Below are 25,195 nucleotides of genomic sequence, written 5' to 3' on the forward strand. Positions count from 1 at the left end.
TTAGCTCAGGATCGGCGCAGTGTTCGTTCAGGATTCAGGATTCGGGATCGGTTCAGGGCTTGATGTCGTCTTCGTGCGACGGGTATTCATTCCAGTGCAGCTTCTTGCGCAACGTCGCGTAATGGCTGTAGCCGACCGGGTGCAGGAGCGGCACGGTATGGCGCGAGCGGCGCACTTCGATCGTGTCGTTGTGTTCGAGCGCGGTGAACGACTGCATGTCGAAGTTGACGTTGACGTCGCGGCCGGAGACGATCTGGATGCTGACCTTTGAGTCGTCCGGCAGCACGATGGGGCGGTTCGACAATGCGTGTGGCGCAATCGGCACCAGCACGATGCCTTGCAACTGTGGATGCAGGATTGGCCCGGCTGACGACAACGCGTAGGCGGTCGATCCGGTCGGCGTGGCGACGATCAGTCCGTCCGAGCGCTGGTTGTACATGAAGCGGCCATCCACGGCCACGTGCAGCTCCGCCATTCCCGAGAAACCGCTGCGGTTGACCACCACGTCGTTGAAGGCCAGCGCGTGGTAGATGGGGCTGCCGCCGCGCATGATGCGCGCTTCCAGCAACATGCGTTCCTCGCGCTCGAAATTGCCGCTCAGCATCTGCGGCACGAGTTCCTGCATGGCCGAAATCGGGATGTCGGTGATGAAGCCGACCCGCCCATGGTTGATGCCGATCAGCGGCGTGCGGTACGGCGCAAGCTGGCGGCCGATGCCAAGCATCGTGCCGTCGCCGCCCAGCACCACGGCCACGTCGGCGCGGGCGCCGATTTCCGCGGGGCGCAGGGCCGGGTAGTCGGTAATGCCGATCTCCGCGGCGGTGTCCGCCTCGAACACCACGTCGAAGCCGCGCCTGGCGATGCACGCGGCGAGCGCGGTCAGCGGCTCGCCAATGCCTGGCGTGTTGTTGCGCCCGACGAGCGCGACGGTCTTGAACTGACTGGTAACTTGCATGCCGGCATTACACCATAGGTGAGGGCTGAAAAGAACCGTCCGCGGCCACATGGGCGGCCGGCGCCACGCGGGCGCGCCTGTCGGGCTGCAGGCCCGTGCCGGCCGGCCTGCGCAGGATTATCGGCAGAATGATGAACTCCTCGTGACAGCGGGATGGTATGCGTTGCGTCGAACCCGCAGGTGCGGGTTCGCGCCAGGGGTTGTGCGGGCAAACCGGCACATGCAGCCCATGCCTCGCCAACGAAGGCGTGAACGCTGTTATTGTTAGCGCTCGCGGTCGTCGCGTCATTAAGCTAAACTTTTCCGTCATGCTAGATCCCCGCGCACAAACCCTCCTCAAAACGTTGATCGAGCGATATATCGCCGAAGGTCAACCGGTCGGCTCGCGCACGTTGTCCCGCTACTCCGGGCTGGAGCTGAGCCCGGCGACGATCCGCAACGTGATGTCCGATCTGGAAGAGGCAGGGCTCGTCATCAGCCCGCACACCTCGGCGGGCCGTATTCCAACGCCGCGCGGCTATCGTCTGTTTGTCGACACGATGCTCACAGTCGAGTCCGCGGCGGACGAGGAAGCGGTTACCCGTACCGTCAAGACCACGCTGCAGGCGGGCGAGCCGCAGAAGATCGTTGCAGCGGCGGCGAGCGTGCTGTCCAGCCTGTCGCAGTTTGCCGGCGTGGTGCTGACCCCACGGCGCAGTCACGTCTTCAAGCAGATCGAGTTCATGCGCCTGTCCGACAAGCGCATCCTGCTCATCATCGTCACGCCCGAAGGCGACGTACAGAACCGCATCATGGCGACGCAGCGCGATTTTTCGCCGTCGCAACTGGTGGAAGCGTCCAATTACATCAACGCGCACTTTGCCGGCCTTTCCTTCGACGAAGTGCGCCGGCGTCTGCGCGAAGAGATCGACGAGCTGCGCGGCGACATGACCACGCTGATGCACGCCGCCGTCAAGGCCAGCACAGATGAAGCTGACGCCGGCGAGACCGTGCTGATCTCCGGCGAGCGCAATCTGCTCGAAGTGGCCGACCTGTCTTCGGACATGGCGCGGCTGCGCAAGCTGTTTGACGTATTCGACCAAAAGACCAGTCTCCTTCAGTTGCTCGACGTTTCGAGTCACGCCCAGGGCGTGCAAATCTTCATTGGCGGCGAGTCGAATCTCGTGCCGATCGAGGAAATGAGCGTCGTGACCGCGCCGTATGAAGTGAACGGCAAGATCGTCGGTACGCTCGGCGTGATCGGGCCGACGCGCATGGCCTACAACCGTGTGATTCCGATTGTCGACATCACCGCGCGCCTGCTCTCGCTGACGCTCAGCCAGCAATAAGCGTCTGCGCCCCGGAACCGCGGCACGTTTCATTGCCTTTGCCATTGCCCGCACCTCCGTCGGGCAGGAGCCCGAATTGCATGCTGCAAATGATGCGATGCGGCGCGCGCCTTGCCAATCGGCCGAATGGCCAGGTATCGGCTGCGGACCGCCCCGCTATAATGACTCTCACCTGAACCGATTTCCCGCTGTACGCGGCTAGCCCTGTTGCCTATGCGTTTCGATCTCGAGCGGCCATCGCAACCCGCCACATCCCATCGTGTTGCGGTTTTGCTGATCAATCTGGGCACGCCCGACGCACCGACGCCACGGGCCGTGCGGCGCTACCTCGCGCAGTTTCTGTCCGACCCACGTGTCGTGGAGATTCCCGCGGCCCTCTGGCAGGTGATCTTGCGGCTCCTGATCCTGCCGTTTCGCGGGCGCTCGTCGGCCAAGAAATATGCTGCGGTGTGGACACCGGAAGGCTCACCGTTACGCGTGTTCACGGAGAAGCAGGTGGAAGGTTTGCGGCATCTGCTGCAGTTGAACGGCTACACGGCGATCGTCGACTACGCCATGCGCTACGGCATGCCAGGCATCCCGGACATGCTGAATCAGCTCAAGCTGGCGGGTGCCGAGCGCGTACTGCTGGTGCCGATGTATCCGCAATACTCGTCGTCGACTACGGCAACGGCATTCGACGCTGCATTCTCGGCGCTCAAGCGCATGCGCAACCAGCTGGAAATCCGCACCATCCGCCAATATGCCGATCATCCGGCGTATATCGCGGCGCTGGCGGCGCAGGTACACCAGTACTGGCATGCCCATGGACGCCCGGATTTCGCGGCCGGCGACAAGCTGGTGCTGAGCTTCCATGGCGTTCCCAAACGTACGCTCGATCTCGGTGACCCGTATCACGACCAGTGCCAGCAAACGGGGGCACTTTTGATGCAGGCGCTCGGGCTGACAACGGTGGAGTGCCGCGTCACGTTCCAGTCGCGTTTCGGCAAGGCCGAGTGGTTGCAGCCCTATACCGCGCCGACGCTCAAGGAGCTGGGCGCGGCGGGAGTGCGCCGCGCGGATGTGTTTTGTCCGGGCTTTACTGCCGATTGCCTGGAAACTATTGAGGAAATCGGCATGGAAGTCCGCGACGAGTTCGTCCATGCGGGCGGCAAGGAGTTTCACCGCATTCCTTGCCTGAACGCCTCGCAGGCGTGGATTGCGGCGCTGGGGGAGATCGTCGCCCAGAACCTGCAGGGCTGGCCGGTGCAGGTGGCCTCCGCGCAAGGTACGGTGCCGGCGTGAGACTGGTTGACGGAATCGTTTTCAACGCGCTTGATGCGCAACTTGCGACGCCGCTTCGTACATAGGGCGCCAGACTAGCTGATGAACTACAGGATTTCGACCGAACCCGGCGCGCGCCTGCGCATCGACAAGTGGTTATGGGCAGCGCGTTTCTTCAAGACACGCTCGCTGGCGGCGGATGCCGTCGACAAAGCCCACGTAAGGATTGGCGGCGCGGCAGTCAAACCGGCCAAGGAGGTGCGGGTTGGCGATCTCGTCGAAATCGAGATCGAACGCATCGTATGGCAGGTGGAGGTACTGGGTGTGTGCGACGTGCGCGGCCCGGCGAGTGTGGCGCAGACGCTTTATGCGGAAACCGAGGAAAGCAAGGTGAAGCGGCAGGTGGAGCAGGAGCGGCGTAAGACGTATCGCGAGCCGGCCGCCGCTTTGCACGGGCGTCCGACCAAGCGCGACCGGCGCACTATCGACAAACTTTCAGGTGGGGATTGAACAGTTGTTCCATCGTCGCGTGTACGCCGCCATATTCGGTCGTGCTGTCGTTGACGGCCCCGGACATGCAGATGGTCGTGGTTCCCGCTACGAGCACCAAGGCGACCACGGATATTGCGAAGGTCAGTTTCACGGTACTCCCCCGAAATGATGCTGGACGAACGCGCGATGAATTAAGTGAAGTGGTATATACCAGGTTAGGGTAAACGTGCCTTCCCGGGTGGACAGCTGAAGTTTAGGTCAGTCCACGAGGCCGCTCAATCTCTATCTGATTAATGGTTGTAACGAGGCATTTCTGCCGCACTGTTGCGGTGCGAAAAGTTCCTTTTGACCGCTTGAAATCGTGCTTTGAGACCCAAACTCAGTAGGCGATGAGCGGTGGTTTGTGTGGCGTTTCTGCAACGCTCAAGCGGGCCTTTCAGAGCACCACGCGGCCGCCCTTGGCTTTAACTTTTTTACGACTTTCAGCGACATGGAAAACACGCAAGAGAATCCGACGAGCCAGAATCCCACGCCCGCCGAAGAAGCCGCGCGCCAGGCTGCCGAGGCCAACGCAGCTCAGCCGGAAGTCAACCCGGCTGAAGCTGCGCCGGCCGGCGCCGAAGCCGCGTTGGCCGAAGCGCAGACCAAAATCGCCGAGTTGCAGGAGAGCTTTCTGCGTGCCAAGGCCGAGACCGAAAATGTGCGCCGGCGTGCGCAGGAAGATGTCACCAAGGCTCACAAGTTCGCGATCGAGAGCTTTGCAGAGCATCTGCTGCCTGTGGTCGACAGCCTCGAGGCCGCCGTCGCCCACTCGTCCGACGACCTGCAGAAGGTTCGTGAGGGTGTCGAGCTGACGCTGCGCCAGTTGAGCGGTGCGCTTGAGAAAGGCCGCGTCGTGGCGATCAATCCTCCGGCAGGCGAGAAGTTCGACCCGCATCGTCACCAGGCTATTTCGATGGTGCCGGCCGAGCAGGAGCCCAACACCATCGTCTCCGTGCTGCAAAAGGGTTACGTGATTGCCGACCGCGTGCTGCGCCCGGCGCTCGTTACCGTCGCCCAGCCGAAGTAAGCCGAAGTAGAACTCAGGCATCGCTCAGGCGCTCCCGGGCAGGCATCCCCGCTATCATGGCCAACCTTCCCGTCGATTCCACGGCTTTTGCCGTGTTCGAGATGCAGGAATTGAGCGCAGAGTCGTTCGACGCCGCGCTCGAAGCGGTTGGCGACGAGGTGGCGGTGGTGTTCTTCTGGGGACTCGACTGCTTCAACTGCGAAATAGCGAAGAAGGCGATGCTGGCGCAGCCCGACGCGATTCGCGCGCTCGGGCTTAGATGGTTTCACAGCAACGTCTACGAGCACCGTGAGCTGGGCCGCCGTTTCATGCTGCATGGCGTGCCGACGTGGTTCTTCTTTCATCGTGGCAAGCGGCTTGGCCGGGCGACTGGCTGGCACGGCCTCGGGCAGTTCGAGGCAGCGGTGGCAGCCGCCCGGGGGAAGGTTGCCGCAAAGGCCGTTTCAAAGGCGATGGATGGCGTGGCCGGTACTGGCGGTTAGCCGGGGTGGCAACAAGTCGGGCAATCCCCGGCAACGCCAATCCCGAAGCCGCAGGCGATTGAAAAAAATTAAAGACCGCATTGCATTCAAGGTCTTGAAAACGATGCAGACGCACTTATGTTGAGTGCAGGTTTGAATTGAAGGCGGGTTGCCTTGCCGCCAGATGGGCACAAGGCAACCTACCGCAGCGATCAAAGTCAGGAGATTAGTAAAAATGGGCAAAATCATCGGCATCGACCTCGGCACGACCAACTCGTGCGTGGCGATCATGGAAGGCAATTCGGTCAAGGTGATCGAAAACTCGGAAGGCGCGCGCACCACGCCGTCGATCATCGCTTACATGGAAGACGGCGAGATTCTCGTCGGCGCGCCTGCGAAGCGTCAGTCGGTCACGAACCCGAGGAACACGCTGTACGCGGTCAAGCGCCTGATCGGCCGCCGCTTCGAAGAAAAAGAAGTGCAGAAAGACATCGCGCTGATGCCGTACAAGATCGTCAAGGCCGACAACGGTGACGCCTGGGTCGAAGTGCGCGATCAGAAGCTTGCTCCGCCGCAAATCTCGGCTGAAGTTCTGCGCAAGATGAAGAAGACCGCTGAAGATTACCTCGGCGAGCCGGTCACCGAAGCGGTGATCACGGTTCCCGCGTACTTCAACGACAGCCAGCGTCAGGCCACCAAAGATGCGGGCCGCATCGCCGGTCTGGAAGTCAAGCGCATCATCAACGAACCGACCGCAGCTGCGCTCGCGTTCGGCCTCGACAAGAACGAAAAGGGCGACCGCAAGATCGCCGTGTATGACCTGGGCGGCGGCACGTTCGACGTCTCCATCATCGAAATCGCCGACGTTGACGGCGAGAAGCAGTTTGAAGTGCTCTCGACGAACGGCGATACGTTCCTCGGCGGTGAAGACTTCGACCAGCGCATCATCGATTACATCATTGGCGAGTTCAAGAAGGAACAAGGCGTCGACCTGTCGAAGGACGTGCTCGCGCTGCAACGCCTGAAGGAATCGGCTGAAAAGGCCAAGATCGAACTGTCGTCGAGCCAGCAGACCGAAATCAACCTGCCGTACATCACGGCAGACGCGTCGGGTCCGAAGCACTTGAACCTGAAAATTACGCGTGCGAAGCTCGAAGCGCTGGTGGAAGAACTGATCGAACGCACCATCGAGCCGTGCCGTCTGGCTATCAAGGACGCTGGCGTGAAGGTTGGCGAAATCGACGACGTGATTCTCGTCGGCGGTATGACGCGTATGCCGAAGGTGCAGGACAAGGTTAAGGAGTTCTTCGGCAAGGAACCGCGCCGTGACGTGAACCCGGACGAAGCCGTGGCCGTGGGCGCCGCGATTCAAGGTCAGGTTCTGTCGGGTGACCGTAAGGACGTTCTGCTGCTCGACGTGACCCCGCTGTCGCTCGGCATCGAAACGCTCGGCGGCGTGATGACGAAGATGATCAACAAGAACACCACGATCCCGACGAAGCACGCACAGGTGTATTCGACGGCCGACGACAACCAGGGTGCCGTCACGATCAAGGTGTTCCAGGGCGAACGCGAAATGGCAGCCGGCAACAAGCTGCTGGGCGAGTTCAACCTCGAAGGTATTCCGCCTGCACCGCGCGGCGTGCCGCAGATCGAAGTGAGCTTCGACATCGACGCGAACGGTATTCTGCACGTCGGCGCGAAAGACAAGGCGACCGGCAAGGAAAACCGCATCGTCATCAAGGCGAACTCGGGTCTGTCTGAAGCCGAGATCGAAAAGATGGTGAAGGACGCCGAAGCAAACGCGGAAGAAGATCACAAGCTGCGCGAACTGGCCGATGCCCGCAACCAGGGCGACGCACTGGTCCACAGCACGAAGAAGGCGCTCACCGAATACGGCGACAAGCTGGAAGCGGCTGAGAAGGAAAAGATCGAAGCAGCGCTGAAGGACCTCGAAGACACGCTGAAGAGCGGCTCGAGCGACAAGGCGGCGATCGAAGCCAAGATCGAAGTCGTGGCAACGGCCTCGCAAAAGCTCGGTGAGAAGATGTACGCCGACATGCAGGCAGAGCAAGGTGCAGCAAGCGCAGCGGCCGGTGCCGCGGGCGCAGCGCCTGGTGGTGCCTCGGCCGGTGGTGCAAGCCAGCCGGAAGACGACGTGGTCGACGCCGAGTTCAAGGAAGTCAAGAAGGACTAAAGCCAGGTCGCCGTCTGACCGTAAAGCCGCACACAGCAATGTGTGCGGGTCGGCTGCAAAACGGTTTGTGTCCGTCTGTGAGGGCATAAACCTGCAAAGCGGTTATCGCGCCTGGTGAGCCTTTTTGGGCTCTCCGGGCACATTTGTTTTATGGAGGGCGTTGCTCAATTCGTGCAAACGAGGGGCGAGCAACGGCCGGACGAGTCGTAAGACTCCAGCATTCAAGAGGAGCCGCCGTGCCTTGCTGCGCGGCGGGCGTTGAACCGATATGGCGAAACGGGATTACTACGAGGTTCTGGGCGTCGCAAAGAACGCGAGCGACGACGAAATCAAGAAGGCTTATCGCAAGCTGGCGATGAAGCATCACCCCGACCGCAATCCGGGCAACAAGGATGCGGAAGAGCATTTCAAAGAGGTGAAGGAAGCCTATGAAATGCTGTCGGACTCGCAGAAGCGTGGGGCGTACGACCAGTACGGCCATGCAGGCGTCGACCCGAATATGGGCGGTGCCGGCGCGCAGGGCTTCGGCGGATTTGCCGACGCATTCGGCGATATTTTCGGCGACATCTTCGGCCAGGCTGCCGGCGGCGCTGCACGTGGCGGTGGCCGTGGCGGTCCGCAGGTGTACCGCGGTGCCGATCTGCGTTACAGCATGGAAATCACGCTGGAGCAGGCCGCGCACGGCTACGACACGCAGATCCGTGTGCCGAGTTGGGTGTCGTGTGAAATCTGTCACGGTTCGGGCGCGAAGCCCGGTACCAAACCGGAAACCTGCCCCACCTGTAACGGCGCGGGTTCAGTCCGGATGTCGCAGGGCTTTTTCAGCATTCAGCAGACTTGCCCGAAGTGCCACGGCACGGGTAGCCACATTCCCGATCCGTGTGTGAATTGCCACGGCGCTGGCAAGGTCAAGGAAACCAAGACGCTGGAAGTGAAGATTCCGGCGGGTATCGACGACGGCATGCGGATCCGCTCGGCCGGTAACGGCGAGCCGGGTATCAACGGCGGTCCGTCGGGCGATCTGTACGTCGAGATTCATATCAAGCAGCACTCGGTGTTCGAGCGCGACGGCGACGATCTGCATTGCCAGATGCCGATTCCGTTCACGACGGCGGCACTTGGCGGTGAAATCGAAGTGCCGACGCTGGCGGGCCGCGCGAGCTTTACGGTGCCCGAAGGCACCCAGTCGGGCAAGACCTTCCGTCTGCGCGGCAAGGGCATCAAGGGGTTGCGTTCGAGCATTGCAGGCGATCTGTATGTGCACGTGCAGGTCGAGACGCCGGTCAAGCTCACCGAGCCGCAGCGCGAGCTGCTCCAGCAGTTCGAGAAGTCGCTGGTCGAGGGCGGTGCGCGTCACAGCCCGCAAAGCAAGAGCTGGTTCGATCGTGTGAAGAGCTTCTTCGATTAATGGAAGTTTGAAGTTGGTGGCGGGCAAGATGGTGGATGATCGCGACGCCGTGTTTGCATTGCTCGACGATTGCCACGCGACGGCGGCGCGGCGCTCGAGCCGCCTGTACACGCGGTTTCTGCATGAGCGTGTCTGCGTGGATACGGAGCAGCTCGACGCGGTATGCGATGCGGTGGCCGCTGATTTGCGGCGTGGTCTGCATGCCGTGATGCTCGGCGATTATGAGTTCGGCCGTCAGCTTGTGCTGCACGGTGCGCGGTCCTCCGGCGGCCAGTCCCGCCAGTCAGAGAATAAAACGCAGCGTGACGATGCCACGCTGCGTTTTTTATTGTTCGAGCAATGCGCGAAGCTCTCGCGTGACGAAGCCGACGCGTGGCTGGTGCAACGCGACGGCGGCGCGGAGCAACCGTCGGTAGCGGGTACCACCGCCGCGCGCCCCAGCGTCGAGCCGGCGCAATTCGAAGCAGCCATCGCGGCGATTCATCACGCGCTTAGTATCGGCGATTCCTATCAGGTCAACTACACGTATCGGCTCAGGTTCGACGTCTTTGGCACGCCCGCTGCGCTGTATCGCCGGCTGCGGGCGCGGCAGCCGGTGTCGTATGGCGCGTTGGTCGCCTTACCCGGCGACCGTTGGGTGTTGTCGTGCTCGCCGGAGCTGTTTGTCGAGAAAGCGGGTGTCACGTTACGCGCGCGTCCGATGAAGGGCACTGCGCCACGTACCCCGGACGATCCCGTCGCCGACCGGCATGCCGCCGAGTTTCTCGCCAACGATCCGAAAAATCGCGCGGAAAACGTGATGATCGTCGACCTCTTGCGCAACGATCTGTCGCGAGTCGCCGAGACGGGCTCCGTCAAGGTGCCAGCGCTGTTCTCGGTCGAACCATATGCGTCGGTGTGGCAGATGACGTCGACTGTAGAGGCGAGGTTACGTGCCCAGACTTCGTTTGCGGACGTGCTGCGCGCTTTGTTTCCGTGCGGATCGATTACCGGTGCACCGAAGCATCGGACGATGCAGTTGATCGACAGGCTTGAAACCTCGCCACGCGGTTTGTACACCGGCGCGATCGGCTGGCTCGATGCCGCCAGCTACGCCGCAAACGCTTCTTCAGATTCGGCAAACGCGTCGGATGTCTCAGATGCCTCGGACGTGACAAACGACTCGCACGCTTCAGAAGCGGCGAGCGCCTCAAACCACACCCACAACGTCTGCGGCGACTTCTGCCTGTCCGTCGCGATTCGCACCTTGACGCTTGATGCGCCGGACAGCAGAACCGGCACCCGTAGCGGCAGCATGGGCGTTGGCGCGGGCATCGTGCTCGACAGCGTTGCCGCTGACGAATACGCGGAGTGCCAGTGGAAAGCGAGATTCCTCACTAACGCCGATCCAGGCTTCGAGCTATTCGAAACGATGTACGCGACGCGTGAGGACGGTGTTCGCCACGTGGCGCGCCATCTCGCACGGCTTGCGGCGAGTGCGGCGTGGCTCGGTTTCAGGTTCGACGAAGCGGATTTGCGCGAGCGAATCGAAGCGCAGTGCGCTGCGCTGTCAGCCGGAGTACCGCATCGCGTACGACTCGCTCTCGCCAAGGGTGGCGCGGTGCAGATTAGCGCAGCAGCGTTGACGCCACTGTCCGACAACGTCGTCGGCGTACTGCTCGCCCCCGATCACGGCTTCACGGCCACCCAGGCGAGCGACATGCTGTTGCATCACAAAACCACGCGCCGGGCGGAATACGACCGCGGCTGGCGCAACGCCGAGGCCCTGGGCGCGTTCGACACGCTGTTTTTCAACGAGCGCGGCGAGTTGACTGAAGGCGGCCGTTCGAATGTATTCGTGAAGCTGGATGGGCGCTGGTGGACGCCGCCGTTATCGTCAGGCGTGTTGCCTGGGGTGATGCGAGGAGTGCTGCTTGAAGATGCGGAGTTGGATGCGCAGGAGCGTGTCCTGACGCGCGCTGACGTATTGAATGCAGAGGCGCTTCTTATATGCAACGCGCTGCGGGGCGCCTTACCGGCGCGTGTCGCAGGGTAGGATTCCGGCCACGACGACAGGCTCGCGAGGTTGGTGTACGGTAGCAGGTAGGTTAGGCGGCCGCTCCGCCAAAGCAGGTCGCGCTGCGTGTAAGGGAAGTAGCGCGGCGCTGAGACAAGCGTCATTCAAGCGCAGCAGATGCGCAACAGGCGCGCCACCCAGTCGATCAGGCGTACATGCCACGTGGATCGCGGCATGTCAGTGAGGTGCAAAGCGTGATCGCGGATTCCCGCGACGTTGATCAGGCAAATGGGGCTCATGGACGTTTCTCTTCGGTTTGCGGCGGAGCCGCGTAAATGGACCGAAGAAGATAGACGTCCAGGCATTCAACAAAAATCGGACGGGTCCCAAACCGCCCGACACACCAATCTCAAAACGTATGTTCCGGGCCGGGGAACGAGCTGTCCTTCACCGCGCGCACATACGCTTCGACGGCCGCGAAAATGCTCGGCTGTCCCTGCATGAAATCTTTGACGAATCGCGGACGCTTGCCGGGGAAAATCCCGAGCATGTCGTGTAGCACGAGCACCTGCCCCGAGCATTCCACCCCCGCACCAATGCCGATGGTCGGAATCCGCAACTGCCTGGTGGCTTCGGTGCCGAGCTGAGTCGGGACTGCCTCGATCACGACCAGTTGAGCACCCGCGTCCTGAATAGCGAGCGCATCGCGTAGCAACTGGCTTGCGCCGGCTTCCGTCTTGCCCTGCACCTTGAAGCCGCCGAATGCGTGCACCGACTGTGGCGTGAGGCCAATATGCGCACATACCGGAATGGCCCGCTCCACCAGGAAGCGCACCGTGTCGGCGAGCCATTCGCCACCTTCCAGCTTGATCATCTGGGCGCCCGCGCGCATCAACTCCACGGAGCTGGCGAAGGCCGTCTCAGGTGTGCCGTAGGTGCCGAACGGCAGATCGGCGACGACCAGCGCTGACGGGCGTGCCCGCGCAACGCAGGCCGTGTGATACGCGATCTCTCCGAGCGTGACCGGCAGCGTCGTCGTCTGGCCTTGCAGCACATTCCCTAACGAATCGCCGATCAGCAGCACGTCGATGCCCGCGCGGTCCAGCAGCGCCGCAAAGCTCGCGTCGTAACAGGTGAGCATGGCGATCTTTTCGCCCGCGTCGCGCATTGCCTGCAGTTTCGGAACGGTAATGGCGTTCCTACTCGTTTCCTGCAAATAGCTCATGGGGTGTTCCGTTGGAAAAGGAGGAGGGCACCGTCGCTCAGAGCGACGTGCCTTTGACAAAGAATTCCTTGCGCCCGCGCATCGTCTCGATGCGTTCGACGAGCAGCGCAAGGTCCGCGTCCGAGTCGAGCGGATTCAGGTGTTCGGCGTTGACCGTCAGCACCGGCGTGCGGTCGTAGTGATAGAAGAAGTCGTTATACGCGTCGCATAGGGAGTGCAGGTACGCGTTCGAGATCTGCAGCTCCATTGGGATCGCGCGTTTCTGGATCCGCGCAAACAGCACTTCCGGGCTGGCCTGCAGGTACACCACAAAATCCGGCGATGGGGCAGTGCCCGGACTTCCCGCGGTGGTTCCGCGCGGAGTCTGTGCATCGATCTGCTTTGCGAGTGCGCGATACAACTGCCATTCGTCTTCAGGCAGTGTCAACCGGGCGAAGATCTCGTTTTTCTCCGTCATGAAATCGGCGATCAGCGCTGTGCCCGCCGCGTACGCTGCCGCAACCTCCTGCGCCTGTTGGGCCCGCTGAAGGGCAAAGTGCAGTTGCGCGGCCAGCGCGTAACGCCCGTTGTCGCGATAGAAGCGTTCGAGAAACGGATTGTCCTGTGGCCGCTCGAACACTGGTTGCATTGACCATCGTTCCGCGAGGCGTCGTGCCAGCGAGGTCTTGCCAACCCCGATCGGCCCTTCAATCGCGATATAGCGAAACGGCGGGCGTAGCTGGGGGGCGGTGACCGTCAGCGGAGACGTGCTCATGAGCAGCCGCCTTTGGTGGATTTGCCGCTAGTGCCGGCTTCGCTATCACTGCCGCCGCTCAACGCATTGAGCACCGGACACTGACAGGGTGACTTCATCTTTTCGATACGCTGATCGGCAACGGCCGCGAGAAACGCGTCGGCGCGACCGTGTTGTGGAATCGTCAAGTCAGGGTCGACTTCGACGAGCGGCACCAGTGCGAACGCGCGCTCGATCAGACGCGGATGCGGCACGATCAGATCCGGTTCCTCGATCGAGTAGTCGCCGAACAGCAGAATGTCGAGATCGAGCGTGCGGGGGGCGTTCCGAAACGGCCGTTCGCGGCCGAAGTGCAGTTCGATCTTGTGGCACAGCGCCAGAAGATGCCGGACCGGCAGCGTGGTATCGAGCTTCACGACGCAGTTGTAGTAGTCGTCACCGCCCGCGTCGATGGGCGCAGTGCGATACAGGCTCGACTTGGCGAGCACGGTGATGGTGTGCTGTTGGGCGAGACACACTACCGCGTCTTTCAGGGTCTGGCGCGCATCCCCGAGATTCGCGCCGAGGCCGAGATAAGCAACCGTCATGGCATAACTTCCTGCGACTATCGTTCGACGGCGAGCAACATGGCCGCGTCAGTCTTCGTGTGAGCCTTCGTGACTCACGTCGTCTGCTGCGCGCTCCACGGTCGCACCGCCCTCCATTCCGTCGCCCGGTTTGCGGTTTCTGGCGCCACTGCTGCGCCTCCGGCGTTTTTTGGGGCTCCGGTCCTTCCCGCCTTGCGTGAGCAATGTCTCGCGCGCGACGGCGTCTCCTTCGATGAACTCCGTCCACCACGCACCGACCGACTCTTCGAGTTCGCCCGATTCGCAGCGCAACAGGAGGAAATCATACCCCGCTCTAAATCTTTGGTGTTCCATCAGCTTCAGCGCGCTGCGGCCCGAGCGTTTTTCGAGGCGCAACTGCAGGCCCCAGATCTCACGCATATCCGACGAGAAACGCTTGTGGATGGCGAGTTTCTCGGTCTGCATGTCGAGCACTTCGTCCATCGCCCGGTGCAGCGCAGGCACCGGATATTCGCCGTTTGCCTCGAACGCCTGCCAGCGCTGCTGCACGTCGTGCCACAGCAGGGTAGCGAACAGGAAGCCGGGCGAAACCGGCTTGCCGGCGCGCACACGGTTATCCGTGTTGGTGAGCGCGAGCGTGATGAATTTCTCGCCGTGCGGCTGCTCGAGCACTACGTCGAGCAGCGGCAGCAGGCCATGATGCAGGCCTTCCTGGCGCAGGCGCTGCAGACAGGCAAGTGCATAGCCCGACAGCATCAGCTTGAGCATTTCGTCGAACAGACGCGCAGCCGGCACGTTGTTGATCAGATCCGCCATTTCCTTGATCGGCGCGCGAGTCGTGTCTTCGATCTCGAAGCCGAGCTTGGCGGCAAAACGCACCACGCGCAGCATACGTACCGGATCTTCGCGGTAACGGGTGGCCGGATCGCCGATCATGCGCAGGAGGCGGGCGCGCATATCGGCCATGCCGTTGTGATAGTCCAGCACGGTTTGCGTGGCCGGATCGTAGTACATCGCGTTGATCGTAAAGTCGCGGCGGGTGGCGTCTTCGTGCTGCTCGCCCCAGACGTTGTCGCGCAGCACGCGGCCGCTGGCGTCGACTGCGTGGGTGCGGCGGTCGAGTTCGTCGCGCTTCAGGCGCCGCGGCGGGGCGGCGTCGGCGGCGGGAGGATCGACCAGGGCGCGGAACGTCGAGGTTTCGATGATTTCCTGACCGAACTGCACGTGCACGATCTGAAATCGCCGGCCGATGATGCGCGCGCGGCGGAACAGCTTCTGCACCTGCTCGGGCGTGGCGTCGGTGGCGACGTCGAAGTCTTTCGGCGCGATGCCGAGCAGCAGGTCGCGTACGGCGCCGCCGACGATAAATGCCCGGTGGCCGGCCTGCTGCAGCCCCTCGGTGACGCGGATAGCGTTCCTCGAGATCAGCGCCGGGTTGATGCCGTGAACGTCAGCGGGAATGATCACCGGCACGTCGGGCTCGGGTGCGGCCTTGGTGGTGTCGCGTGACGCCGCCGGTTTGCGGCGCGGTCTGGCCGTAGAGGTAGTGCTGCTGGCGTCGCTATGGCCGGTTTTTGCCGGGGCGCGGGACGCTTCGTCTGCTTCGGAGGGGGCGGTGTTGTCAGCGGGTGCCGGATCCTGTCCGAACAGCTTACGGATAAATTTTTTGATCACGTGGGTTGAAAGAGTTCGAGGATGCGCCAGCCGTGTGCTTGCGCATGAGCGCGCAGCGTGTCGTCCGGATTGGTCGCAATCGGGTCAGTGACCTTTTGGAGCAGCGGGATGTCGTTATGCGAATCGCTATAGAAATAGCTGCGCTCGAAGTCCGACCATGTCTTGCCGAGCGAAGCGAGCCACGCCTCGGTACGGACGATCTTGCCTTCCTTGTAGCTGGGTGTGCCGGTGGGACGGCCGGTGTAGTCCGAGTGCGGCTGGCCGTCCACGGTTTCCGCTTCGCAGGCGATCAGTTTGTCGACACCGAACACGGCGGCAATCGGGCCGGTGATGAATTCGTTGGTGGCGGTGACCATACAGCACAGGTCGCCCGCGTCGCGATGCTGGCGCACCAGTTCGAGCGCGACCGGCACGATGGTGGGCTTGATCACTTCGTGCATGTACATCTGGTGATACTCGGCGAGCTGCGCGCGCGAGTACTTCGCGAGCGGCGTCAGCATGGCGACGAGATAGGCGTGAATGTCGAGCTTGCCGGCCTTGTAGTCGGCATAGAAACGGTCGTTTTCACGTGCGAAGTTTTCGGCGTCGACCATGCCGTGCTTCACCATGAAGCGGCCCCATTCGTGGTCGCTGTCGGTGGGGATGAGCGTGTGGTCGAGATCGAAGAGTGCGAGATTAGCCATGGGGGCCTATTTTACTTGAAGCGGCTGCAACGGTTGCCGTTCTCGACTCTTCGGTGTCCGCCGGGGATGCCAGCATGGCGCGCAGCAGCGGCAGGGTGACCGCCCGTTTCTGTTCGAGCGAGAAGCGATCGAGCGCGTCCAGCAAGGCCATCAGGCTGGGCATATCGCGCCGGAAGTGAGTGAGCAGGTAGGCCGGCACGTCGTCGGCGAGCGCGATACCGCGTTCGCGCGCGGCGTGCTTGAGCACGGCAGCCTTGACGTCGTCGGGCAGCGGCGCGAGGTGAAACACCAGACCCCAGCCGAGGCGCGTGCGCAGGTCTTCACGTACCGCGAGGCCGATCGGCGCAGCATTGCCGGCCGCCACCAAAGCGCTGGTGGGATGCGCACGCACTTCGTTGAAGAGGTTGAACGCGGCGATCTGCTGGGCGCCGGACAGGCCGTCGCAATCGTCGATGGCGTAGAGCGCCACGCGCGGGTCGAAGGCAAACGCAGCGAGACTGCTCTGGGGGCTTGCAAAGCACGCGTGCCCGGGCTGTGCCTCGTGGACCAGCGCCTGCAGCAGATGGGTGCGGCCGCTGCCCGCCTCGCCCCAGATGTAGAACGAGCGATCAGCCACGGGTCCGGCTGCGAGCGCACTTTCCAGCCCGCGCAGCCGCGTGACCAGCTCTGCGTTGGAGCCGGCGAAGAAGTTGTCGAATGTCGAGGGCGGCGGGGTGCCGAGATCGAGCGTCAGTTGACGAAGCACAGTAGTAGAAACCGGTAATGAGAACCGCGGGTAGCCGTTGAGCGCTTGGGTCAGTTAGCCAGGGATCGTCAGTTCTTGTAAAGCGTGCTCGACAGATAGCCTTGCCGCAATTCGCGCAGGGCCACCGACAAGATCGCGCTAACGGGCAGCGCCAGCAACACACCGAAGAAGCCGAATAGCTGGCCGAACGCCAGCAAGGCGAAGATCACGGCGAGCGGATGCATGCCGATGCGTTCGCCGACGAGGCGTGGCGTCAGGAAGAAGCTCTCGAGAATCTGCCCGACGCCGTAAATCACCGCAACCGCGCCGAAGCCATACCAGTCGCCGAACTGCAGCAGCGCGGCGATCAGCGCCAGAGCGAGGCCGGTGGCATAGCCGATGTACGGAATAAAGACCGCGACGCCGGTGAAAATGCCGATCGGCAGCGCGATCTCGAAGCCGGCGATGGTTAGTGCGATCGCGTAGAAGACGGCCAGCACGGCCATCACGAGCAGCTGGCCGCGCAGGTACTGGGAGAGCATCCGATCCATGTCGCGGGCAAGCTGCACGGTCTTTTCGAGCCAGCGGCGCGGCACGAAGCCCTCGGCGCGCTCGAGCATGCGGTTCCAGTCGTACAACAGGTAGAACAGGACCAACGGCACCATCACGACGTTGCCGATCACGGTCATCATGACGTTACCGCTGGTGCGGATCGAGGTCCATGCGTAGAGGGCGACGGTTTGCGCGCTGCCTTCGAGCTGATTCATCACGAGATCGCGGATGCTGGCGAAGTCGAGCGAATCGGCGAGGCCGAGCAGGGCCAGTTTGGGTTGCAGCCAGGCGCTGACGTGCGTGAACAGCACGGGTACCTGCAGTTTGAGCTGCGGACCTTCCTTCTGGATCACGACCAGCACCAGCAGGATCATGATGGTGAGGAGCACGGTGAAGACCAGCATCATCAGCAGGGCGGCGAGGGCGCGCGGCACGCGCCGGCGCACCAGCCACGCGACGCCAGGCTGGAGGATGTAGGCGAGAATGGCGCCGAGCAGGAACGGCGTGAGCACCGGGCTGAGCAGCCAGAGCAGGATGCCGAGGCCGAGCGCGATAGCGACCCAGATGAAGGCGCGGCGCTGATACGGTGTCAGAATCGAGGAGTTCTGCTGCAAAATGGATTTCCTGAGGTACGACGCGGGTGAATATGTCCGGCCAGGTGGCCGGCAACCCTGTATGGGACCAGAGTAAGCGCTGAAGCGCCAACTCGGGGTCGGCAACCCTGTATGGGACCAGAGTAGGCGCTGAAGCGCCAACTCTGGATCGGCATCGGGTAAAATCGCATTTTACCGACCTTCTTGCTCCTCCCCATGAATCAACCGAAATCCGCCCCTGACGCTCAAGGTCTGTCGTATCGCGACGCCGGCGTGGACATTGACGCGGGCGACGCCCTTGTCGACGCGATCAAGCCCTTTGCCAAAAAGACGTTGCGTGACGGTGTGCTGGGCGGCATCGGCGGGTTTGGCGCGCTCTTCGAGGTGCCGAAAAAATACCGCGAACCGGTACTCGTCTCGGGCACGGACGGCGTCGGCACGAAGCTGAAGCTGGCGTTTCACCTGAACAAGCATGACACGGTTGGTCAGGATCTGGTGGCGATGAGCGTCAACGATATTCTGGTGCAGGGCGCCGAGCCGCTGTTCTTCCTCGACTACTTCGCCTGCGGCAAGCTGGACGTCGGCACGGCATCGACGGTCGTGAAGGGCATCGCACAAGGTTGCGAACTGGCTGGCTGCGCGTTGATCGGCGGTGAAACCGCGGAAATGCCGGGCATGTATCCGGATGGCGAATACGATCTGGCCGGGTTTGCGGTTGGCGCGGTCGAGAAAAGCAAGATTATCGACGGCAGCACGATTACCCCGGGCGACGTGGTGCTGGGTCTGGCTTCGAGCGGAATTCATTCGAATGGATTCTCGCTGGTGCGCAAGATCATTGAGCGGGCGCAGCCGGATCTGTCGGCGGACTTTGACGGCCGTTCCCTGGCCGATGCGTTGATGGCGCCTACGCATATCTATGTGAAGCCGCTGCTTTCGCTGATGGAGCAGGTTGCCGTGAAGGGAATGGCGCATATCACCGGCGGTGGGCTCGTCGAAAATATTCCGCGAGTTTTGCGGGATGGGTTGACTGCTGAGCTCGATCATCGGGCCTGGCCGTTGCCGCCGCTGTTCTCGTGGTTGCAGAAGCACGGTGGTGTGGCTGACGCAGAAATGCACCGCGTGTTCAACTGCGGGATCGGGATGGTTGTTGTGGTTGCTGCTCAGGATGCAGATAAGGCTATTGGTCTTTTGGCTGCCGCCGGCGAGCAGGTTTGGAAGATTGGCTCTGTGCGTAATAGTGCTGAGGGTGAGGCGCAGACTGTGGTTGTTTGATTTTTTTGGCCTGCGCGGCGCTTTGGTGGTTGTTCTTGCTGCTTGGGCCTTTCCTTGCATTCCTGGTGGTCCATTAGCGTCGCCCCGCACAGGGGCAACACAAGCAAACCGATAAGAATGCAAGGAGAGGGCAACCCCAAAAGAAAAAAAACCAAGGCGCCGCAGGCAAACCCTCCGCCTTAGGCGGCAAAAAAATCACCGCCCAATCACCCCCTCAACAACCCCCAAAACCTGCTCAACCGAATCCCCCGCACAGCAATCCACAACGACCCGTTCACTCATCCCCCGCAGCCAGGTAAGCTGCCGCTTACACAACTGCCGGGTAGCAAAAACCCCCTTATCCCGCATGGAAGCAAAATCCCCAACACCATCGAGATATTCCCACGCCTGCCGATACCCCACACACCGCATCGACGCCAACCCCGGATGCAAATCCCCCCGCGCCCGCAGCCGCTCCACTTCATCAATAAACCCGGCAGCCAGCATGGCATCAAACCGCTCAGCAATGCGTGCATGTAAAACACTGCGATCTGAAGGCTCCAGCGCCACCGGTACAAAACGCCACGGCAACGCCAAATCGTCAACCTGAGAAGGCGCAGCCAACAACTCGGACATCGGCCGCCCCGTCAACGTGAACACCTCCAGCGCCCGCTGGATCCGCTGCGAATCATTCGGTGCTAGCCGGGCAGCTGTGACCGGATCCACCTCAGCCAGCCGCGCATGCAAAGCCGGCCAGCCGTCACGCAACGCCTGCGCATCGAGCGCGGCCCGCACTTCGGCATCAGCCCCCGGCAGGTCGTTCAAACCCTGTGTCAACGCCTTGTAGTACAGCATCGTGCCGCCCACCAGCAACGGTACCCGCCCACGCGCCGTAATCTCACCCACCAGTCGCAACGTATCCGTGCGGAATTGGGCGGCGGAGTAGGCATCGGCGGGATCGACGATGTCAATCAGATGGTGCGGTACGCGCTCGCGCTCTTCCGCCGTTGGCTTTGCCGTGCCGATGTCCATCTCGCGGTACACCAGCGCCGAATCCACGCTGATGATTTCCACCGGATGTCGCGCGGCCAGTGCCAGCGCAGCGGCGGTCTTGCCGGAGGCCGTCGGGCCCAGCAGGCAGACAATCGGAGTGACAGGGCGTTGCGTCATGAATGGCGGACCCGCAGCGCCTGCGGCTGCGGTATTAACTTGGCGGCGCGCAGAGTCATTGACCGCGCATGAACAGTCGATCGAGGTCCGATAGCGTCAGCTGATACCACGTCGGGCGTCCGTGGTTGCACTGGTCCGCGCGCTCGGTTGCTTCCATCTGGCGCAGCAGCGCGTTCATTTCATCCAGCGTCAGACGCCGGTTCGCGCGCACCGCGTGGTGACAGGCCAAGGTACCAAGCAGTTCGTGCTGACGCTCGGTCAGGACCCGCGAGCCGCCGTATGCGTGCAGATCGGTCAGCACCGCCCGGGCCAACGCCTGGAGGTCGGCGTCCTTGAGCAGCGCCGGGACCGCGCGGATCGCGAGTGTCGTCGGCGACAGCACCGCCAGATCGAAGCCGAGTGCATCGAGCGTCTCGCGCTCTTCCTCCACCGTGCCGATTTCGACCGGGTCGGCCTGCATCGACAACGGAATCAGCAACGGCTGCACCGCAATCGCCCGGTCGGCCAGCGCATTCTTGAACTGCTCGTACAGGATCCGTTCGTGCGCCGCGTGCATGTCGACGATCACCAGCCCCTGGGCGTTCTGCGCCAGCACATAGATGCCATGGATCTGGCCAAGAGCGAAACCAAGTGGTTGTTCATCCGCGCTGTGAAATGCCGCGTTGCCGGCTGACGGCGGGGCGAAGAACGATGGCGTATCCGCACCGGAATCGCGTGCTTCCAGCGTGGTCGTGCCCTGCGCTGTCCCGACGCCGTTGTCCTTGCGGCCGCCGAATAATGCGTCGTAGAGCGCAAGCGGTTGAGCGACCGGCAGCGTGCCTTGAGTCATGCGTGCCTGACGCAGCCACGTGTTGCCCGCCTGGGCTCCAAAACCATTACCGCCGATGTTGCTGCTCCCGCCGGCGCTACCGCCCAAGCCATTCGCTCCGTACCCTGCGCTGCTAGCGCCAAGGCCGCCACCGGCGCTCCCGCCGGCGCCCGCACCTAAGCCACCACCGCCTGCTGCGGCTCCAAACGGCCCCGAACCACCCAACACCGGCTCAAGATGCGCAGCATGACCACCCGCGGTGGTCTCCGGCGACGCTCCTGCATGCCGTGCCAGCGCCCGCTGCACGGCGTGGAAGACGAACTGGTGGATCGAGCGCGAATCGCGGAAACGAACTTCGATTTTCGACGGGTGCACGTTCACATCGACGCCCTCAGGGGGCAGGTCGAGAAACAGCACATACGACGGGTAGCGATCGCCGTGCAGCACGTCTTCGTAAGCGGCGCGTACGGCGTGCGTCAGCAGCTTGTCGCGTACGAAGCGACCGTTGACGAAGAAGTATTGCTGATCGGCCCGGCCGCGGCTGGCGGTGGGCAGGCCGGCGCAGCCATAGACCGCCAGCGGTCCGGCCGATTCGTCGAGCGGCAGATGAGCCGTGGCGAAGGTCTCGCCCATGATCTTGCTGACGCGAGTGGCCGGATCGCTGGCGTTCCAGTGTTCGACCGCGCGGCCGTTGTGCAGCACCGAAATCGCTACGTCTGGCCGCGCCAGTGCGGTGCGGCGGATCATTTCGAGGCAGTGGCCGAGTTCGGTCTGCTCGCTCTTCAGGAATTTTCGGCGCGCGGGCGTGTTGAAGTACAGCTCGCGTACTTCGATCGTCGTACCCTGTGTACCGGCCGCTGGGCTCAGCACGCCGGTTTGCGCTTCGATGCGCATCGCGTGCCGCGCTTCGGCCGTGCGGCTGGTGATGAACAGCTCCGACACCGACGCAATCGACGCCAGCGCTTCGCCACGAAACCCGAGCGTACCGACGGCTTCGAGTTCGGCGAGCGTGCGGATCTTGCTGGTGGCGTGGCGCATCAGGGCGAGCGTGAGTTCGCCTTCCGGGATGCCGCAGCCGTCGTCGGTGATCGAGATGCGTTTGACGCCGCCTTCGTCGAGCAGGATACGCAGCGTCTGCGCACCGGCGTCGACGGCGTTCTCCAGCAACTCCTTAACGACCGACGCCGGCCGTTCGACCACCTCGCCGGCGGCGATCTGGCTGATCAGCAGGTCCGGCAGAGGTTGGATGGCCCGCAACGGACGTAGGACGGGCGCCACAGCCTGGGCGGCGGGATCGACAGGCGTTTCGGAGAATTCGGACATGGCGAAATTATAGCGACTTGCTGGGAAGCGGCAGGTAACCCGCTACGTCCGCTGAGCGCGGACTCATCTCCCGCCTGCTTGCCGGCGTCCGGTGTGCGTCTCTGTCCGCAGTTTTTTTATCGTAGCCGGGCACTTTCGGTATCATGGCGCGGTCAATTTTCGGCGCCTTCGGGCCTCGGATCGTTGCCCATTTCATCTCATGGCACGACGGCCTGCCCATTCGGCCGCTCGCACCACTCGCTCAATAAGGGACGCTTTTGGACACGCTGCTGCAGTTCGTGAATCTTGTCTTGCATATCGACAAGTTTCTGGGGGTTTTCATTCAACAGTACGGCGCCTGGGTGTATGCGGTGCTGTTTCTGATCGTGTTCTGCGAAACCGGGCTCGTGGTGCTGCCGTTTCTGCCGGGCGACTCGCTGCTGTTTATCGGCGGCGCGTTCTGCGCGAGCGGCGAAATGAACCTCGGCCTGCTGATTCTGCTGCTGCTGGTGGCGGCGGTCGGGGGCAATACGCTTAACTATCTTATCGGCAGGGCGATCGGACCCAAAGTGTTCGACTCGCATATTCCGCTGCTCGAGCGCTTCCTCGATCGGGCAGCGCTGCAAAAGACCCACAACTTCTACGAAAAGCATGGCGGCAAGACCATCGTGCTTGCACGTTTCATCCCGGTGGTGCGCACGTTTGCACCGTTCGTCGCGGGCGCATCGCAGATGACCGTGAGCCGCTTCCAGTTGTTCAACTTCGTGGGTGCGTTGTTCTGGGTGCTGCTGCTGGTGCTGCTTGGGTACTTCTTCGGCAACATCCCGTTCATTCGCCAGTACCTGAACGTGATCGTGCTGGTCGGTATTGGCGCGGCGGTTGTGCCCGTGCTGCTCGGTGCACTGTGGAAGATGCTGCGCAAGCCGGCGCCCAAAGCGGGTGGCCGCTAGGTTCCAGCTCGCGACAGCAGAAGTAGCGCCCGCTCCGGAGTAGCGCTCGCGCCGGACTTAGTTCGCGGCGCGACGCACGAGTGGCGTTTCCGGCGTCGGGAAGCCCGCTTCGCGGAAGGTCTCGATGATGGCCCGGTTAGTGTCGAAGTAGACCTGCCAGTAGTGGTCGGTATGCGTGTACGGACGCACGCATAGCAGCGGACCTTCCGGTGTGAAGGAGAGCACTTCGATATCCGGCGCCGGACTGTCCGCGACGTTAGGAATCTTGACGATCGCCGCCCGCAGTCGATTAGCCGCGTCGATCGGATCGACGCCGTTAGCGATCTTCGCCGTCAGCTCGACCCGACGCACCGGCAAGACGCTGTAATTGGAGATCGTGTCGGAGAAGATCTTGTTGTTGCCGACGATCGTGGTGACGTTGTCCGGCGTGATGATGGTGGTGCCGAAGAGGCCTAGCTCCTGAACAGTGCCCGTAACGCCGCCGGCCATGACGAAATCGCCGACCTTGAAGGGGCGCAGCACCTGCATGAAGATGCCGGCCGCGAAATGGGCCAGCAGGCCGCCCCACGCCGTGCCGATGGCGAGACCGAGGCCAGCGAGCAGCGCTGCGAACGAGGTGGTCTGGACTCCGAACACCTGCAGGATCGCGAGGATCAGCAGCAGGTTCAGCAAGGCGCCGAGGATCGAACCGAGATAGTGCGCGAGGGTGGGGTCGACGCGTCCATTGCGCGACAGCAGCTTGCGTAGCAGGCCGGTGATCACGCCGATCACCCAGCGGCCAATGATCCACAGCACAATCGCGCCGAGGACCTTGGTGCCGAGGTCGATGCCTCGGGTCATGAGGAAGATGCGTACGGTGTCGAGATTCAAGATGGCCTCGCTCGGGTCGGTTGCGCGTGACTGATGACGAAAATACTTCGATTCAACACAGTAGATGCAATGCCAGATGAGGAGCGAGATCCTTTCACTCTCGGTCTTCGCAAGTTATAGCCGACGGCTCGCGCGTGCGCAAGGACCATTCCTGCCCGTATGCGAAATGGTTCGCGGGTATTAACGGCGCGCGTGATCCGCGCTATTGTTTCCCGCGAGTTTCCCGCGAAAGTTTCCCTTGAAATTGATTTAACGATTTGATGAGGTAGACCATGGTTCCAAACAGAGACGTTCATTTGATCCCGGCAAACCTCGCGGCGCTGCGGCCTACCCAGATGACGGTGGGCTATCGCGAGGTCACCTTGAAGCGCGATCACTGGAAGACGTTGAACAAGAAGGAGCGCAGCGCAGCAATCGACTCGCACTCGTTTCCTGCTGTGCTGGGGCCGGAGAAGCTTTACTACATCGTCGACCATCATCACCTCGGACGGGCGCTGCTCGAAGAGGGTGTCAAGCAAGTGAAGGTGATGGTGCTGAAAGATCTTTCCTGGCTCGACTTTGAGATCTTCTGGCGCATGATGGAACACAACCAGTGGGTCCATCCGTTCGGCGCCGACGGCTCGCGTTACGAATACGAACACCTGCCGAAGGAGATCACCGAAATGACGGACGACCCCTATCGCAGCCTCGCTGGCGAGCTACGCAATGCCGGCGGCTATGCGAAAGATGCGACGCCGTTCAGCGAATTCCTGTGGGCCGACTTTCTGCGGCCGCGGGTCCCGGCGAGCAAGATCGCGAAGAATTTCGCGAAGGCGCTCGACCTCGCGAAGGCGCTAGCCCATAAGCCTGAGGCGCGTTATCTGCCGGGCTGGTCCGGTGTGATCAAGGCCTGAGGAACGGGGCGGTCCGATGCCGGTGCGACTGA

General features: G+C 62.4%; 22 protein-coding genes. 11 read left to right on the forward strand and 11 right to left on the reverse strand.

Annotation, left to right across the window (positions count from 1 at the left end; all coding sequences use genetic code 11):
- Positions 1-52: 52 nt before the first annotated feature.
- A complete protein-coding gene (locus P3T17_RS33300; RefSeq protein WP_429411108.1) occupies positions 53-955 on the reverse strand; it encodes an NAD kinase in 903 nt (300 codons plus the stop codon).
- A 308-nt stretch (positions 956-1,263) separates the two neighbouring features.
- Here P3T17_RS33300 and hrcA point away from each other — a divergent pair, with 308 nt between their 5' ends.
- The 8 genes from hrcA to P3T17_RS33340 all read left to right on the forward strand — a co-directional run bounded on the left by hrcA (position 1,264) and on the right by P3T17_RS33340 (position 11,208).
- Entirely contained in the window at positions 1,264-2,283 is a 1,020-nt protein-coding gene (hrcA, locus tag P3T17_RS33305) for a heat-inducible transcriptional repressor HrcA (protein ID WP_074265815.1), read from the forward strand.
- Positions 2,284-2,496: 213 nt separating this feature from the next.
- Positions 2,497-3,567: a ferrochelatase gene (hemH, locus tag P3T17_RS33310; protein ID WP_429411110.1), complete on the forward strand. Its 1,071-nt coding sequence runs from the start codon at positions 2,497-2,499 to the stop codon at positions 3,565-3,567.
- Between the two features lie 81 nt (positions 3,568-3,648).
- Positions 3,649-4,056 (forward strand): RNA-binding S4 domain-containing protein, encoded by a 408-nt coding sequence (locus tag P3T17_RS33315; RefSeq protein WP_074265813.1) that lies wholly within the window; start codon positions 3,649-3,651, stop codon positions 4,054-4,056.
- Positions 4,057-4,528: 472 nt separating this feature from the next.
- Entirely contained in the window at positions 4,529-5,107 is a 579-nt protein-coding gene (grpE, locus tag P3T17_RS33320; RefSeq protein ID WP_074266210.1) for a nucleotide exchange factor GrpE, read from the forward strand.
- 56 nt (positions 5,108-5,163) lie between these two features.
- Positions 5,164-5,589: a thioredoxin family protein gene (locus tag P3T17_RS33325; protein ID WP_429286555.1), complete on the forward strand. Its 426-nt coding sequence runs from the start codon at positions 5,164-5,166 to the stop codon at positions 5,587-5,589.
- Positions 5,590-5,803: 214 nt separating this feature from the next.
- Positions 5,804-7,765: a molecular chaperone DnaK gene (gene dnaK, locus P3T17_RS33330; protein ID WP_074265811.1), complete on the forward strand. Its 1,962-nt coding sequence runs from the start codon at positions 5,804-5,806 to the stop codon at positions 7,763-7,765.
- 268 nt (positions 7,766-8,033) lie between these two features.
- Complete coding sequence (dnaJ, locus tag P3T17_RS33335; protein ID WP_429286554.1) at positions 8,034-9,173, forward strand: molecular chaperone DnaJ; 1,140 nt, start codon at positions 8,034-8,036, stop codon at positions 9,171-9,173.
- 28 nt (positions 9,174-9,201) lie between these two features.
- Entirely contained in the window at positions 9,202-11,208 is a 2,007-nt protein-coding gene (locus P3T17_RS33340; protein ID WP_429411113.1) for a chorismate-binding protein, read from the forward strand.
- Between the two features lie 370 nt (positions 11,209-11,578).
- Here the strand turns inward: P3T17_RS33340 and panB are convergent, their stop codons facing one another.
- The 7 genes from panB to P3T17_RS33375 form a co-directional block, all read right to left on the reverse strand.
- Positions 11,579-12,394, reverse strand: a complete 816-nt coding sequence (gene panB, locus P3T17_RS33345; RefSeq protein WP_429411115.1) for a 3-methyl-2-oxobutanoate hydroxymethyltransferase — start codon at positions 12,392-12,394, stop codon at positions 11,579-11,581.
- 37 nt (positions 12,395-12,431) lie between these two features.
- Complete coding sequence (locus P3T17_RS33350; protein WP_429411117.1) at positions 12,432-13,148, reverse strand: deoxynucleoside kinase; 717 nt, start codon at positions 13,146-13,148, stop codon at positions 12,432-12,434.
- Entirely contained in the window at positions 13,145-13,714 is a 570-nt protein-coding gene (folK, locus tag P3T17_RS33355) for a 2-amino-4-hydroxy-6-hydroxymethyldihydropteridine diphosphokinase (RefSeq protein ID WP_074265807.1), read from the reverse strand. The genes P3T17_RS33350 and folK overlap by 4 nt, the downstream gene beginning before the upstream one ends.
- Positions 13,715-13,762: 48 nt before the next feature.
- Positions 13,763-15,367, reverse strand: coding sequence for a polynucleotide adenylyltransferase PcnB (gene pcnB, locus P3T17_RS33360; RefSeq protein WP_429286551.1), 1,605 nt, complete (start codon positions 15,365-15,367; stop codon positions 13,763-13,765).
- Positions 15,364-16,050 (reverse strand): HAD family hydrolase, encoded by a 687-nt coding sequence (locus P3T17_RS33365; protein ID WP_074265805.1) that lies wholly within the window; start codon positions 16,048-16,050, stop codon positions 15,364-15,366. The genes pcnB and P3T17_RS33365 overlap by 4 nt, the downstream gene beginning before the upstream one ends.
- A complete protein-coding gene (hda, locus tag P3T17_RS33370) occupies positions 16,043-16,795 on the reverse strand; it encodes a DnaA regulatory inactivator Hda (RefSeq protein WP_074265804.1) in 753 nt (250 codons plus the stop codon). Before hda ends, P3T17_RS33365 begins: the two co-directional genes overlap by 8 nt.
- Positions 16,796-16,863: 68 nt before the next feature.
- Positions 16,864-17,940 carry an AI-2E family transporter gene (locus P3T17_RS33375; protein WP_429286550.1) on the reverse strand — a complete coding sequence of 359 codons (1,077 nt, stop codon included), beginning with the start codon at positions 17,938-17,940 and terminating at the stop codon, positions 16,864-16,866.
- A 195-nt stretch (positions 17,941-18,135) separates the two neighbouring features.
- Between P3T17_RS33375 and purM the strand changes: the two genes are divergently transcribed.
- Positions 18,136-19,191 carry a phosphoribosylformylglycinamidine cyclo-ligase gene (gene purM, locus P3T17_RS33380; RefSeq protein WP_074265802.1) on the forward strand — a complete coding sequence of 352 codons (1,056 nt, stop codon included), beginning with the start codon at positions 18,136-18,138 and terminating at the stop codon, positions 19,189-19,191.
- 195 nt (positions 19,192-19,386) lie between these two features.
- Here purM and miaA read toward each other — a convergent pair whose 3' ends face one another.
- Together miaA and mutL are read right to left on the reverse strand one after the other, a co-directional pair.
- A complete protein-coding gene (miaA, locus tag P3T17_RS33385; protein ID WP_429411119.1) occupies positions 19,387-20,340 on the reverse strand; it encodes a tRNA (adenosine(37)-N6)-dimethylallyltransferase MiaA in 954 nt (317 codons plus the stop codon).
- 55 nt (positions 20,341-20,395) lie between these two features.
- Entirely contained in the window at positions 20,396-22,471 is a 2,076-nt protein-coding gene (mutL, locus tag P3T17_RS33390) for a DNA mismatch repair endonuclease MutL (RefSeq protein WP_074265800.1), read from the reverse strand.
- A gap of 257 nt (positions 22,472-22,728) precedes the next feature.
- On the opposite strand from mutL, the gene P3T17_RS33395 reads away from it, so the two are divergent.
- Positions 22,729-23,400 (forward strand): VTT domain-containing protein, encoded by a 672-nt coding sequence (locus P3T17_RS33395; RefSeq protein WP_074265799.1) that lies wholly within the window; start codon positions 22,729-22,731, stop codon positions 23,398-23,400.
- A gap of 57 nt (positions 23,401-23,457) precedes the next feature.
- On the opposite strand, the gene P3T17_RS33400 is transcribed toward P3T17_RS33395, so the two are convergent.
- The gene (locus P3T17_RS33400; RefSeq protein ID WP_074265798.1) at positions 23,458-24,270 is read right to left on the reverse strand and encodes a mechanosensitive ion channel family protein; all 813 of its coding nucleotides are present in this window, start codon (positions 24,268-24,270) and stop codon (positions 23,458-23,460) included.
- A gap of 272 nt (positions 24,271-24,542) precedes the next feature.
- On the opposite strand from P3T17_RS33400, the gene P3T17_RS33405 reads away from it, so the two are divergent.
- Positions 24,543-25,163: a ParB-like protein gene (locus tag P3T17_RS33405; RefSeq protein WP_074265797.1), complete on the forward strand. Its 621-nt coding sequence runs from the start codon at positions 24,543-24,545 to the stop codon at positions 25,161-25,163.
- Positions 25,164-25,195: the final 32 nt, after the last annotated feature.

The sequence above is a fragment of the Paraburkholderia sp. GAS82 genome (genome assembly GCF_050436285.1).
GTDB classification, from domain to species: Bacteria; Pseudomonadota; Gammaproteobacteria; order Burkholderiales; family Burkholderiaceae; genus Paraburkholderia; species Paraburkholderia phenazinium_B.

What these genes read in the sequence shown, in the direction of transcription:
- panB (WP_429411115.1), bottom strand. Translation starts at nt 12,394, where the DNA reads ATGAGCTATTTGCAGGAAACGAGTAGGAACGCCATTACCGTTCCGAAA.
- P3T17_RS33365 (WP_074265805.1), bottom strand. Translation starts at nt 16,050, where the DNA reads ATGGCTAATCTCGCACTCTTCGATCTCGACCACACGCTCATCCCCACC.
- miaA (WP_429411119.1), bottom strand. Translation starts at nt 20,340, where the DNA reads ATGACGCAACGCCCTGTCACTCCGATTGTCTGCCTGCTGGGCCCGACG.
- P3T17_RS33340 (WP_429411113.1), top strand. Translation starts at nt 9,202, where the DNA reads ATGGTGGATGATCGCGACGCCGTGTTTGCATTGCTCGACGATTGCCAC.
- grpE (WP_074266210.1), top strand. Translation starts at nt 4,529, where the DNA reads ATGGAAAACACGCAAGAGAATCCGACGAGCCAGAATCCCACGCCCGCC.
- dnaJ (WP_429286554.1), top strand. Translation starts at nt 8,034, where the DNA reads ATGGCGAAACGGGATTACTACGAGGTTCTGGGCGTCGCAAAGAACGCG.
- hrcA (WP_074265815.1), top strand. Translation starts at nt 1,264, where the DNA reads ATGCTAGATCCCCGCGCACAAACCCTCCTCAAAACGTTGATCGAGCGA.
- purM (WP_074265802.1), top strand. Translation starts at nt 18,136, where the DNA reads ATGAATCAACCGAAATCCGCCCCTGACGCTCAAGGTCTGTCGTATCGC.
- P3T17_RS33300 (WP_429411108.1), bottom strand. Translation starts at nt 955, where the DNA reads ATGCAAGTTACCAGTCAGTTCAAGACCGTCGCGCTCGTCGGGCGCAAC.
- P3T17_RS33315 (WP_074265813.1), top strand. Translation starts at nt 3,649, where the DNA reads ATGAACTACAGGATTTCGACCGAACCCGGCGCGCGCCTGCGCATCGAC.
- mutL (WP_074265800.1), bottom strand. Translation starts at nt 22,471, where the DNA reads ATGTCCGAATTCTCCGAAACGCCTGTCGATCCCGCCGCCCAGGCTGTG.
- dnaK (WP_074265811.1), top strand. Translation starts at nt 5,804, where the DNA reads ATGGGCAAAATCATCGGCATCGACCTCGGCACGACCAACTCGTGCGTG.
- P3T17_RS33350 (WP_429411117.1), bottom strand. Translation starts at nt 13,148, where the DNA reads ATGAGCACGTCTCCGCTGACGGTCACCGCCCCCCAGCTACGCCCGCCG.
- hemH (WP_429411110.1), top strand. Translation starts at nt 2,497, where the DNA reads ATGCGTTTCGATCTCGAGCGGCCATCGCAACCCGCCACATCCCATCGT.
- folK (WP_074265807.1), bottom strand. Translation starts at nt 13,714, where the DNA reads ATGACGGTTGCTTATCTCGGCCTCGGCGCGAATCTCGGGGATGCGCGC.
- P3T17_RS33325 (WP_429286555.1), top strand. Translation starts at nt 5,164, where the DNA reads ATGGCCAACCTTCCCGTCGATTCCACGGCTTTTGCCGTGTTCGAGATG.
- P3T17_RS33405 (WP_074265797.1), top strand. Translation starts at nt 24,543, where the DNA reads ATGGTTCCAAACAGAGACGTTCATTTGATCCCGGCAAACCTCGCGGCG.